A 13091-nucleotide genomic window follows, 5' to 3' on the forward strand; every position below is an offset into this window, starting at 1 on the left:
CGTTTTCTTGCGGGGCGCGATACGATTTGGGGACCGGTGACTGGCGACATTCCGCGAAAGCGCCGCCCACGGCGCGATTTCGGGCGGCTATTCGCGCGCCTGCTGTGCGCGGTGTTCGCGCTCATCGGTGCGCTGCCCCTCGCCGCCGGTCTGCTCGTGCGCTCGAAGCCCGTGCTGCGCTGGGCATCGGCGGAAACCGCGCGGGTGCTGCACGAGGAGCTCGGCGTCGAAGCTCGCTATCAGGTGCGCATGGAGCTGTGGCCGCTGGCCATCGGCCTGGACGACGTGGTCGTACCCGCCAACGACGGCGGTCCGCCGGTGTTGGTCGCCGACCACCTGTCCGTGAAGCCGCGGGTGTTCTCCCTGCTCGCCGGGCGCCTGGACGTCGGCGACATCGAGATCGAAAAGCCCACCATCAGCATCGTGCTGCGAGACGGCAAGCTCGCGAACCTCAGCTATCGCCTGCCCAAGCGCGAAGGCCCGGCGCCCAAGATGGAGCGCGCACCGTTTTCCTCATTGGGCGTGACGGACGCGAAGATCTCCCTCGACATCGACGGCCGCCGGGTGAACGCCGGCCCCATCGACCTGGACGTGTTCGCCGAGACCGGGCAAAGCTTCGAGATCGGCGTGCGCGCGGCAGAGACGCGGATCGTCCAGCCGCGACCGGTGACCATCACGGCGGATGGGCACAAGAGCGCCATCGAATCGTCTCCGGAACGCTCGGTGACCTTCGACGCCTGGGACGAGGACGTCGTGTGCCGCTTGAGCCTGCGGGCGCGCGTGGAGCCCGGCAGCGTGTTGGTGCGCCGGCTATCGCTGCTCGGTCGCACGGACTTCGATCCCGCCCAAGGTACGGATCCCTCGTGCACCGTCACCGGAGACGAGGATCCCGCCAAGGTAGCGCTACGGCTGTCTCAGGTGCGGCTGGCGGTGAAGAAGGGCGAACCGCTGCTGGTCGATGGCCACGTGGTGCTCCGAGCTCCCGTCGCCATCGCGAATCGCTACGTGAAGATGGGCCAGATGTCCGGCTGGGTGGGCTTCGCCGGGGACGTTCGCTACGACGCCCGGGCGCGGCTACCCGAGGTGCGCGGCAAGCTGCATGCGGAGAACTTCCAGCTCGACGTCTACGCATTGGCCAAGCAGCTGGACGCCGACGTGGAGGTCAGCGGCGACAAGATCACCATTCCCAAGCTCGAGAACCGCTTCGCCGACGGGAAGATCGTGGTCAAGAACGCCCGCATCGATCCCTTCGCGAAGGGCGGCAGCATCTCCGCCGAACGCGTGGACGGCAGCGGTGTTCGGTTTCCAGGCCTGATGCGCGACCTGGGCGTGACGAACGACACCATCGTGGCTTGGGACCTGGACGTGACCAAGGTCACCAAAGTGCATGGGCGGCTGAGCCCCCTCAAGATCGACGCGGACCTCTACGCCGAGACGCGAAACTTCGAAGTCACCAACAAGTCGTTTCGTGATCCCGCGCGGCGCCACATGATCGGCGTCCACGCGGCCACGGTGCGGGGACGCCTGGGCGTCCGGCCGAACGCCCTCGAGTTCTACGACACCCGCTCGACCTTCGGGAAGAGCGCGGTCATCGCCAAGCTGGTGAGCATCGGCTTCTCCAACGACATCGATCTCGAGATCGGCAAGGGCTCGCACATCGATCTCGCGGACGTGAGCCCGCTGATCGACATCCCCTGGTCCGGCTTGGCGGACCTGGAGGTGGCCATGCACGGCAAGTCGGGCAACCCCCTGCTCACCGGAGACCTGGGCATCTCCAAGCTGGTGTTCGGCGGCTTCCCATTGGGGGACATCAAGAGCGGCAAGGTTCGCTTCAGCCCCCTCAAGGTCGACTTCTTCGACGTGGTCGGCAAGAAGAACGGCAGCGAGTTCCGCGTCAGCACCGCGCGCCTCGACTTCGACACGGACTCCTCCGTACGGGCCGACGCCCAAGTGCGGAGCGATCACTTCGACGTGCGCGACTTCTTCTCCATGTTCCTGTTCGACGGCGACCCGCGCTTCGATCAGATCGAAGGCGTGGGCAAAGTGGATGCGCGCGTCCACTACGACCTGGGCGGCAAGAAGGACCGTTGCGGCGGCGGTTTGCTGCTGGTCAAGGGCGACATGGACCTCGGCAAGGTGAACCTGTTCGAGGAGCGCTACGACTCCGCCAGGGCCGACTTCGACTTTCGTTGGTTGGATCGGGACGCGAGCTACCTGGGCATAGAGCTGGACGTTCCCTCGGTGACGTTGACCAAAGGCACCGGAACCATGCTCGGTTCCTTCGCCATGCAGAAGGGCGGCGTGCTCACCGGTCAGGTGGTGGCGTCCGGAGTCCCCATCTCCAAGATCGACAGCGCCGGTGCGCTGGGCATGATGGTGGACGGCAAGGCCAACGGCACCGCGGACGTGAGCGGCACCGTGGACGCCCTGGAGCTCGCCGCGCAGGTGCACGTGTCTCCGGTGCGCATGGGCACCGCCACCCTGCCGGCCAGTGACGTGCGCGTTCGGCTCGAGCCCATCGAGCGGCCGTTGAAGGTGATCGGCCGAACGCGCTGCGGCGGTGCCATCACGCCCCCCTTCGTGCGCGCGGAGTACGATCAGGACAAGTCCCAAGGAACGTTCCTGGTCAGCGGCGCCGCCTTTGGGGGCCAGATCCGCATGAACGATCTGTCCATCACCCGGCAGCGGGCGAAGACAGTGAAAGGCACCATCGAGTTCGACGAGCTCGACGTCGGTTCCCTGGCGGAGCTGTCTCCCAGCGTGGCGCTCTCCGGGGACAAGCCCCACGGCACGCTGAGCGGCAGCCTGGTGATCGACGAGCTGCCGATGGAAACGCCGTCCAAGGCGCGGGGGAAGCTCGCCATCCAAGAGCTGGAGGTGGAGAAGAGCGGTCTGACGCTGGAGCTCTTGCCTGGGTCGCACACCATCGCCCTCGCGGATGGCCAGCTGAAGTTCCCCACCCTCACGGTGTCGGCACGCATGCCGCGCGGACTGCGCGCGGTGTTCGACGTCAAGGGCACGGTGAGCAAGCTGGGGAAGAAGCCCGAGGTGGACGCGAACCTCACCCTGCGTCCCCTCGACCTGGCGACGCTCGCCCGCACCATGCCCCGGGTGGAGCGAGTGCAGGGGCGCCTGGCGGGCAAGCTCGCCGTCCGCGGCCCGCTCGCCTCTCCACGCTACGAAGGCGGCTTCGCCTTGAGCGGCGGCGAGATCTTCGTGCGGGGCATGCCCTCCCCGGTGTCGGACCTCAACGTGGCGCTGGACCTGAGCAACGACGAGCTCAGGCTCAGCCGCGCAACGGCCAAGATCGGCAACGGCACGCTCTCCGTCACCGGCAGCGCACCGCTTCGGGGCTTCGAGCTGGGGCAAGGCCGAGCGGTGATCACCGCTCGGGACCTCTCGCTCCCGCTGCAGCAGGGAATGCGCGCCGCGGTGGACGCGAACCTGGTGGCCACCTACACGCCGCCCAGCGACGGAGCCGAAAAGCCTCCGCTGCCCCGGGTGACGGGCGACGTGACGTTTCGCTCCTTCGAGTACACCCGCCCGATCACCATGACGGCGGACATCAACACCCTCACCCAGCGCGGCAAGCGCACGGAGTTCGAAGCCTACGACCCCGCCGACGACTTCGTGGAGTTCGACGTCACGCTGCGCGCCAACCGCGCCCTCAGCATCAAGAACAACCTGGTCGAGGCGGAGCTGACGCTGGACCGCACCGGTCTCCAGCTGGCGGGCACCAACGAGCGCTTCGGAATGCGCGGCGAAGTGCGCGTGAAGCCGGGCGGACGCATTCGCTTGCGCCGCAACGAGTTCGAGGTCCGTCAGGGCTTCGTTCGCTTCGACGACGTCACCCGCATCGCACCGCAGGTGGACGTCACCGCCGTGACCGACTACCGCCGCTATTCCGAGTCCGTCAGCAAGGACAGTGGCTCCGGCGGAGGTGCCGCGGACAGCACCGGCAGCGGCAGCACCGCTGCGCAGGGCGGCCTGTGGCACATCTCCATGCACGCCCACGGCGACGCCGAGAACCTCAAGATCGATCTGACGAGCGATCCGGCCTTGGCGCAGGACGACATCTTCTTGCTGCTCACCGTGGGGCTCACCCGCGCGGAGCTGGACCAGGCACAGAGTGCCAGCGTGGGGGAGAGCGTGGCGCTGGAGGCGCTGGGCACCTTGAGCGGCGCGGACCGCGCCGTCACCAAGGCAGTACCGGTGATCGACGAGTTCCGTTTCGGTTCCGCCTATTCGTCCAGGACCGGCCGCACGGAGCCCACCGTGACCATCGGCAAGCGGCTGGCGGAGCGCATCCGCGCCAACGTCACCAGCGGCCTGGCAGACTCGCGGGAGATCCGCTCCAACATCGAGTGGCGCCTCTCCAATCGCGTCAGCGTGGAAGGTTCTTACGACAACGTGAACGACATCTCGAGCTCCAGCCTCGGCAACCTCGGCGCCGACATCCGCTGGCGCCTCGAGTTCGAGTGACGCTCAGGGCCGACCGCACTCCGCGCAGCTCCGAAAGCGTCTTCATGTGATCCTCCCCAAGCCTGGCTTACGATGGTAAAACGATGTCATGCGTCGGGTGGTCGCAGTCGGACTCTTGGTGTGCGCCGCGATCGTGGGCTGCGCCAGCACGGAGGATGACGTCGGCGGCGGGAGCGGCGCCACGGGCGGCACTTCCGGCTTCGGGGGCAGCGGCGGTTTCGGCGGCACCGGGGGTTTTGGCGGGAGCAGCGCCACCGGTGGCACCGGTGGAACGGCCGCTACGGGCGGCACCGGCGGCACCGGTGGAACGGCCGCTACGGGCGGCACCGGGGGCAGCGCTGGCGTCGGCGGCAGCGCCGGAGTCGGCGGCAGCGACGGCGGCGTGAAGGACGCCGCGCCGGAAGCCGAAGCCGGCAGCGCCTCCGGCTTCAACGCGTGCGTCACGCAAGCGGAGATCGACGGGCAGAGCTCGCAGCCATTTCAGATCGGCTTCTGCTTCAACGTCTTCGCCTGCTTCGCGTGCCCGAGCGACGCGGTGAATCCCGGCGACATCGTATGCAGCCCCAACTGCCTGTGCGTTCCGCTGCCGCCACTGTGCACGGACGGCGGCGTGGAGGCGGGCACCGACGCCAGCGCGGATGCCGCCACGGACGCAGCGGCCGACGCCGCGACGGATGCCTCCAGCGACTGAGCTTGGCGGCCGCGTCGGGCTCATCGGAGACGTCCACGCCGAGGACGTCTTGCTCGAGCGTGCGCTCGACGAGCTGACGAAGCTCGGCGCCCGAACCATCCTGTGTACGGGGGACATCGTGGATGGCCAAGGCTCCGCGGAGCGCTGCCGCGAGCTTCTGGAAGCGCGGAACGTGCTCACGGTACGTGGCAATCACGACCGTTGGATCTCGAAGGGCACGCTCCGCACGCTTCCGAACGCCACGCGCCGAGCGGAGCTGAGCGACCGCACTCTCGACTACCTGCGCGTGCTCCCACCGACCCTCGCCTTCGAGTCGACGCTGGGGTCCGTGCTCCTCTGTCACGGCCTGGGAAGCGACGACATGGCCAGGGTCGGAATCGACGACTACGGCTACGCGCTGGAGGCGAACGACGCCCTACAAGGTCTCCGCGCGAGCTCGCACGAGCTCGTGCTCTGCGGACACACGCACCACGCGCACCTGCACACCTTCGCAGAGCTCAGGCTGCTGAACGCCGGCACCCTCGTTCGTGATCAGCATCCGTGCTTCGTGCTGTTGGATTTCGACGCCCCGAGCGCTGGCATCTACGACCTGGGGGCTACGACGTCGCCGCGCACGCAGCATGCGCTCTGACCGCGAGGTTCCGCGCTGCGCCAACAAAAGAAAAGCCATCAGCAGGGGCTTGTCGGTCCGCCGCGGAACCTCGTGAAAATCCCGCAATGTGCGCCGTCCGGATACGTCCGCGTAGGTGTATGTGGGAATTTGTAGGTTGATCTGCGTCCAGCCTCCCTGTACTCCCCGAAGGGGAGGTGCTCAATGAAGCGTTTGGCGATCGTCTGCGCCCTGTCCCTGGGCGTGGTGGCTTGCGGGAGTGACGACACTGGCGGCGGTGGCTCCGGAGGTAGCGGAGCGACCGGCGGATTCGGAAACGCCGGCGGATTCGGCAATACCGGCGGCTTCGGCGCGACCGGCGGCGGAAACACTGGCGGTATTGGCGCGACCGGCGGAACGGGCGCTACCGGCGGCAGCGGCGGAACTGGCGGCGGCGCCGCGGGTACCGGTGGCGGCGCGGCGGGCAGCGGCGGCCTGGCCGGTGGCGGCGGCGCGGCAGGCGGCGGCGGCGTTGCAGGCGGCGGCGGCGTTGCAGGCATGGCCGGTAGCGGCGGCACCGCGGGCATGGCGGGCAGCGGTGGCGCCGCGGGCATGGCCGGTAGCGGCGGAATGGCTGGAAGTGGCGGCACTGCGGGCATGGCCGGTAGCGGCGGCACCGCGGGCATGGCGGGCAGCGGCGGCATGGCCGGTAGCGCAGGAATGGCGGGCGCGGGCGGAATGGCGGGCGCGGGCGGCGCGGGTGGAAGCACCGGCAGCACCTGCGCGAACGCGTTCGTCATCGGCAGCTTGCCCTTCACGGCGAGCGGCGACACCACCAACGCCACCAATGACTACGGCTATTCCAGCGGCGCATGTCCCGGTGAGAGCAGCGGCTGGGGCAACGAGGCGAACGACCAGGTGTACGCCTTCACGCCCACTTCGACCGACACGTACGTCGTGACGTTGGACGCGAACTACGACTCCAACCTGTACGTAATCACCAACTGTGCCGACGTCGACAACAGCTGCGCGGTGGCCAACGAGGAAGCCTTCAGCGGCAATGAATCGCTGATGTTCAACGGTACCGCCGGTACGACGTACTACATCGTGGTCGACGGCTACTCGAACAGTGCTGGCAATACCAACTACGGCACCTACGATTTGATGGTGGATGCGGCTCCGCCACCGCCCGCCAATAGCATGTGCAGTGCGGCCACTGTGGTCGGGACTCTGCCTTGGAACACGAGTGGCGACACCACGTGGGCAACGTCGGACTACGAGTACGGCGACAACGCGTGCCCTGGCGAAACCTACGGAGCCGGCACCGGGGCGTCCGATCTCGCGTATGCGTTCACGCCCACCACCACCGGGGCGTATAGCATCCAGCTCAAGAACCAGACCTTCGACAGCGCGTTGTATCTGGTCACGGATTGCGCAAACGAGGACACGACGTGCGTGGGCGCTGACGAAGCCTACGGAATCGCGCAGGAGAGCCTGCAGGTCAGTCTGACGGCGGGAACGACGTACTTCATCATCGTCGATGGCTACGACGCCACTGAGTTTGGCACGTTCGATCTGTCGGTGGACCAGGTCACCGTACCGACCAACGACACCTGTGGCACCGCGACGGTCGTAGGCGCCTTGCCCTGGAACACCAGCGGTGACACGACCTTCGCCACCTCGGACTACTCCTTCAGCTCGGGTACCTGCCCGGGCAAGAGCGGTTCAGCGGGTAGCGGTGCACGGGACGTGGCCTATTCGTTCACCCCCAGCACGACCGGCAAGTATCACATCGGGCTTTCGAATCAGTCCTTCGACAGCACTCTGTACCTGGTCACCGATTGTGCGGACGAGGACAACACCTGTTTGGGAGCCAACGACACCTCTAGCTCGGAAAACCTGCTGGTGGATCTGACGGCCGGCACCACCTACTACATCATCGTGGATGGCTACGATTCCTACGAATACGGCAGCTTCGATCTGGTGGTGGAAACGGTGACGCCACCGGCGAACGACACCTGCGCCGGCGCCACGGTGGTCACCAGCGTTCCGTACACTGACGCTGGTGCGACCACCTTCGCGAGCGGGGACTACGGCTACTCGAGCAACTCCTGCCCAGGCAACACGAGCAAGGCGGGCAATGGTTCGGGCGACGTGGTCTACGCGTTCACACCATCGACCACGGGCAGCTACACGGTTTCGGTGTCCGGCTTCGATGCGACGCTGTACATCGCCACTGACTGCGGCAACATCGACAGCACGTGCGTGGCCGGCGTGGACGACTGCGGCACGTCGTGCACCGAGACGATCACCACCTCGCTCACCGCCGGCACCACGTACTACATCTTCGTGGACGGCTGGTCGAACACGTCGAACACCACCGGCTCGTACACGCTGGACATCACGAGCCCGTGACCCGCGCGGCGGCTTGCGGCGCCCTTTCGAGGGCGTCGCAAGCTACGCCAAGCGGAAGGCGCGACACACGCCTTCCGCGATGTGCTCGCGGACCCGGGCGCGCGCCTTGTCCAGCGTGTCGATGCCCGTGAACGCCGTGAGCTCTTCGTCGGTGAGCACCGCGTAGCGCGCCACGGCGTAGTTGTACGTGAGGGCGGCCAGGCGAACCTCTTGCGGCTCCACGCCCACAGCCTCGGCCAAGCTCTTCACGGCCAGGTCCAGGGTTGGCAGCAAGTGCTCGTTCAGACGGCCCGGGTGGTACTGCTGCGCCTCGGCCATCACCAGCGCGCGGAGCTGGAGGAAGCTCCGATCGGCGAAGGCGATGTCCACCAGCCGGCCCACGTGGTGTCGAATCAAGGCCGCATCCACGGGTCCCTCCGTCACTGCCGCGTGGAACTCGAGAATGCCGGCCGAGATGTGCTGGTAGTGGACGTCCAGGCAGGCTTCGACCAGATCCTGACGATTGGGAAAGTAATAGGTGAGCGTGCCCATGCTGAGGCCGCTCGCTTCCGAAACGCGCCGGAGGGAGACGTGGTTCGGGCCCTGCTCTTGGAGCACCACCACCGCTGCATCCACGATGGCCGCGAAGGTCTTGGCAGGGTCACTGTGCTTGGGTCGCGGCATGGGCTGCCACGACGCAGGATATCATCGGTCCATCCGTTCGCATTGACGCGCCGACCCGCGCGAGCGAAAACCCAACGAAGGGCAATGCAACGTCGAATCCTGCCTGCGGGAGCGTTGGTGCTGGCACTCACCAGCGCCTGTTTTCCGGACTACTCGTACTCGGAGCACGAGCCCATCGCCCCGGATACGGAGCGCGTGTACTCCGCGAAGGACGCCTTCGACGTCAGCGTTCAGGGTTTGACGGCCACGGTGAGCTTCACGCACAGCTTCGACATGGACGGCCACGAGGTCACCGTCGGTCGCTACCGTGCATGGCTGGACGCGGGGATGCCGCTGCCCTGCGACGACGGCACCACCACCTGCTCGCTGGACCCGGGAGGTCCCTATGAAGAGCAGATGGTGTGGCAACCAACGTGGTCCGCCGCCACGCGTGAGGCGCACTACGGAGCGAACGACTGCGACGGCGTGGTTCAACTGCAGAAAAACACGTTCGAAATCGACAACGACGATCTGCCGATGACCTGCGTCAGTTGGCCGCAGGCGGTCGCCTACTGCGCGTGGCAAGGTCGCCGCCTACCCACGGAAGCCGAGTGGCAGTACGCCGCCACGGGCGATGGCGAGGGCTACACCAAGTTTCCCTACTCCTATGGCAGCTCCGAGCCCACCTGCGACACGGCCATCTACGACGAGTGCAATTTTCCCGTGGCCGTCGGCACGGCCTCCGACGGCGCATCCGTGGACGGCGTCGAAGACATGACCGGAAGTGTCTTCGAGTGGGCGTGGGACGCGCATTGGGAGGACGCCCCGCCGGACGACTCCGTGGACTACACGGGCCCCGCGCTGGCGACGGGCAGCACCTCCCTGAACCAGGAACACTTCCGCAACGGCGGCGCGTTCATCCACGTGAAAGGCGCCCAAGAGCTGCGCAACGACGTGCCCGACCAGTTTTCAGCCGACCAGTTCTTCAACGACGCCGGCTTTCGGTGCGTGCGCACCGTGAAGCAGCCGTAGCTACATCTGCAGCGTCTTGGCGGCTTCCGGCGTGTCGCTGTATGCGAGGTAGGTCGCGGCGAGACCCGCGATGAGGGCCAACACCACCGCGGCCAACACGGCCACGCGCTTGGTGTTGCGCTGATGCTCGATGGTGCGGATCGACTTTGCGATCTCCGCGTCGAAGTTTTCTTGCGGCGTAGCGAGGGCGGCCATGAAACTCCTCCCTTCCTGATGACTCCTGTCAAAACCCGTTCAAGAGCCATGCCGCACGCCTGCGACAGCGGCTTCTCTCACAGGTTCATGGACTTACGGCATCACGCATGTAGGTGATCCGCGCCAGAGTTGCGCACACCGAGCACACCAGAGCAGATTCTGCCCGGCACGCGCGTTGCTTCGCTTAGAACCGTCCGCTCAGCTGAGCGCCGGCCACACCGGGGGCCACCGCTGGTGCGACGCGCGCGCTGTCGCTCGAGCTGCCGAGCAACAAGTAGCCGCCGGTGCCGAGCGCCGCTGCGCCCACGCCCCACAGCCCCACGCTGAGCGTGCTGTACAAGCTGCCCTTGCTCTTGGCGTCTTCCACCTCCGACTCGCGCGCCCGTGGGCACTGGTCGGACGCGGGACAGATCGAATCCAACGTGTCGATCTGATCTCCCCGGAGCTTCCAGGTGACGAAGCCGCCCACCACCAGCGCCGCGCCGCCACCCACGAGCACCCAGGCAAGAGTGTCGTCGTGAGTCTTCGGCGTGCCGCGATCTACCTGGGCAGGGTGCGGCGCCGCGACCGGATTTTGATTTTGTTGGCTCGGCGCGGAAACGACGGGGCCCGTCGGCTCGGCAGTGCCACCGGCCGCGGGCGGCGCGAGCTCGACTTTCGCGGTGGCGCCCTCGGCCACCGTCACGTTCGTCGTCACGTCTCCGTCAGCGTAATGCGCGACGATCTGGTGCGATCCGGGATTGAGCGGCACGGGGCGATCGATCACTACCGTTTGGCCGTCGACCTCCACGCTCGTCGGCTGGCCCACGACGGCGAGCACCAAGCGCGGCAGGCGCGCGGTGGCGGCGTCGAGCTCGCCCTGGGCGGCGCTCTCCACCTTGTCGTTGCCTTCGGCGTGCGCGGTGTCGACGGCGCGCCGGAGCGTCTGCGTTGCTTCCACCAGCGCGCCGGTCTTCGACTCGCAAAGACCCACGTGGAACAAGATCTGGGGCGTCTCCTTGACCTTGGCGACGCTCCGGAACTTCACCAGGGCCTGGGCGAACTTCCCCTGCTCTTCCAGAGCGATGCCGTCGGCGAAGTCCTTCTTGGCGGCGGCGATGGCCTCGGCGGACTGGGCCCGCGCCGGCGAGGACAGGGTGAAGCTGACCAGGGACAGGCCGAGCGCGACGAAAATCCCTCGAACCGCGTGCATCGCCGACAGGCTACCACCGCTTCCGGGCGGGCGTGCATGACGCGCACCGCGCCCTGGACTACCCTACGTTCCGTGCAGGTCGGCTTCGTGGTGGGGGGCAAGTACCGCATCCTGGGCAAGCTGGGAGAGGGCGGCATGGGCTCCGTGTGGCTGGCCCGCAACGAGGTCACGGAGCGGGAGTTCGCCATCAAGTTCCTGCACCCCGGCGCGGCGAACGCAGCGCAGCTCAAGCGTTTCTTCCAGGAAGCGAAGGTCGCGGGACGCCTGCGGCATCCGAGCATCGTCGAGATCTTCGACGCCGGCACCGACCCCGAGCTCGACGACTCGCCCTACCTGGTGATGGAGCTCCTGGACGGCGTGGGGCTGGACGACGCCATCGCCCGCGCCGGAAAGCTGCCCGTGGGGTTGAGCGTGGAGATCATCGCGGAGATCTCTCGCGCGCTGGCCTTGGCCCACGCCCAGGGCATCATCCATCGCGATCTGAAGCCGTCCAACGTGTTCTTGCATCGCATCGGCACCGGAGCGCTGGTGCCCAAGGTGCTCGACTTCGGCATCAGCAAGGTGCTCACGGAGTCTCCCTCGCTGGGTGTGACCACACGCACCGGAGCCGTGATGGGCTCACCGCTGTACATGAGCCCCGAGCAAGCCGCCGGGGACAAGACCATCGACGCGCGCAGCGACGTGCACTCCCTGGGCGTGATGTTGTGGGAGTGCCTGGTGGGCAAGCCGCCGTTCTTGGCGGAGACGTACGGCCTGCTCATGGTGCAGATCATCCAAGAGGCGCGGCCGCGTCTCGCAGATGCCGCGCCGGGGACGCCGGCCAGCGTGTGCGACATCGTCCAGCGCGCCATGTCGAAAGAGCGCGGGCAGCGCTACGCGGAGGCCGGCGAGCTGGCGGATGCGCTGGAGCGGGTGATGGCCGAGCTCGGCCATCGCCCGCTGCTGAGCGAGCGCAGCGGAGACGCACAGTTCTTCGCGCTGCTCGCGGGCAAGCCGCTACCCGTCGGACCGCGTCCCCGATCGAGCACGACGGGGGCGATGGAAGTGCCGCGCAGCACGCCGGGGGTGGTGGACGCGACGAGCGCCGAGCAGACCCGGGAAATGCCGGAGAGCATCCACATTCCGCAGCGGAGAGCGTCCCGCGCCGTGCTGGCGATTTCCGTGTTGGGGGTGTTCGGGGCGATGGCGGTGGGGGGCTTCGCGTGGATGCGTAACCGCGCGCCCGCGGGCCCCGAGTCCGAGGGCACGAGCGGGGCGGCGGATGCCGCCGCGCTCGTCGCGACGACGACGGCCCCGGTGGCGAGCGCGCCGGACGCGGCAGCCCCGGCGCCGAGCGTGGAGCCGTCGGCGGACAGCGACACGAGCGCGACGGCGAGCGCGGAAGTGGCGCCGCCCAGCGCGAGGCCGTCCACGGTGAAGCCGCACAGTGGGAAGCCGCCCGTCGCGAAGACCACCGCCGACAAACCGCCGACCACCGCTGCGCCGACCCCCACCGGCAAACCGCCGGTGCACCACGGGATCACGAGCTCCGGGCTCTAATCCCAGTGCTCGCCTGAATCGGTCCTCTCGCAAAGCGGCGGCTGGGTCAGCGGAGCATCTTCCCACCTGGCAGCTTGTCGGTTCGGCGCGGAATCAGCCCGCGCGCAGGCTTCGTCCCCGGGAGCGGCGCGGCTTGTCCGTCTTGCCCCAGCGCTTGTTCGAAAGCTCGCGGATCAGCGCATCCAGCGCCCGTTCGACCACCACCTCCAGCTCCCGGCTCACGTGGCTCATCAGATCCTGGGCGTGCTCGAGCTTCGCTTTCAGGCTCTCTCTCCGGCCCCGCTCGAGCTCGCCGATCAGGGGGGATCGGTCGT

10 protein-coding genes are annotated in these 13091 nt (G+C 67.6%); 6 read left to right on the forward strand and 4 right to left on the reverse strand.

What is annotated here, in order from left to right:
• Positions 1–36: 36 nt before the first annotated feature.
• The 4 genes from H6717_41965 to H6717_41980 all read left to right on the forward strand — a co-directional run bounded on the left by H6717_41965 (position 37) and on the right by H6717_41980 (position 8177).
• On the forward strand, positions 37–4482 hold the full coding sequence (locus H6717_41965; protein ID MCB9583675.1) for a translocation/assembly module TamB domain-containing protein: 4446 nt from the start codon (positions 37–39) through the stop codon (positions 4480–4482).
• Between the two features lie 88 nt (positions 4483–4570).
• A complete protein-coding gene (locus H6717_41970) occupies positions 4571–5173 on the forward strand; it encodes a hypothetical protein (protein ID MCB9583676.1) in 603 nt (200 codons plus the stop codon).
• Complete coding sequence (locus H6717_41975; GenBank protein ID MCB9583677.1) at positions 5157–5804, forward strand: metallophosphoesterase family protein; 648 nt, start codon at positions 5157–5159, stop codon at positions 5802–5804. Before H6717_41970 ends, H6717_41975 begins: the two co-directional genes overlap by 17 nt.
• A gap of 183 nt (positions 5805–5987) precedes the next feature.
• Positions 5988–8177 (forward strand): hypothetical protein, encoded by a 2190-nt coding sequence (locus H6717_41980; GenBank protein MCB9583678.1) that lies wholly within the window; start codon positions 5988–5990, stop codon positions 8175–8177.
• Between the two features lie 42 nt (positions 8178–8219).
• Here H6717_41980 and H6717_41985 read toward each other — a convergent pair whose 3' ends face one another.
• Entirely contained in the window at positions 8220–8840 is a 621-nt protein-coding gene (locus tag H6717_41985) for a TetR/AcrR family transcriptional regulator (GenBank protein ID MCB9583679.1), read from the reverse strand.
• 84 nt (positions 8841–8924) lie between these two features.
• On the opposite strand from H6717_41985, the gene H6717_41990 reads away from it, so the two are divergent.
• Positions 8925–9851, forward strand: a complete 927-nt coding sequence (locus H6717_41990) for an SUMF1/EgtB/PvdO family nonheme iron enzyme (GenBank protein MCB9583680.1) — start codon at positions 8925–8927, stop codon at positions 9849–9851.
• Here the strand turns inward: H6717_41990 and H6717_41995 are convergent, their stop codons facing one another.
• Together H6717_41995 and H6717_42000 are read right to left on the reverse strand one after the other, a co-directional pair.
• Positions 9852–10046, reverse strand: coding sequence for a hypothetical protein (locus H6717_41995; GenBank protein ID MCB9583681.1), 195 nt, complete (start codon positions 10044–10046; stop codon positions 9852–9854).
• 184 nt (positions 10047–10230) lie between these two features.
• On the reverse strand, positions 10231–11238 hold the full coding sequence (locus H6717_42000; GenBank protein ID MCB9583682.1) for a hypothetical protein: 1008 nt from the start codon (positions 11236–11238) through the stop codon (positions 10231–10233).
• A 72-nt stretch (positions 11239–11310) separates the two neighbouring features.
• Between H6717_42000 and H6717_42005 the strand changes: the two genes are divergently transcribed.
• Complete coding sequence (locus H6717_42005; protein ID MCB9583683.1) at positions 11311–12777, forward strand: serine/threonine protein kinase; 1467 nt, start codon at positions 11311–11313, stop codon at positions 12775–12777.
• Positions 12778–12870: 93 nt separating this feature from the next.
• On the opposite strand, the gene H6717_42010 is transcribed toward H6717_42005, so the two are convergent.
• On the reverse strand, positions 12871–13091 hold a 221-nt coding region (locus tag H6717_42010), incomplete at its 5' end, for a hypothetical protein (protein ID MCB9583684.1).

Source organism: Polyangiaceae bacterium (assembly GCA_020633235.1).
Classification (GTDB): Bacteria; Myxococcota_A; Polyangia; order Polyangiales; family Polyangiaceae; genus JACKEA01.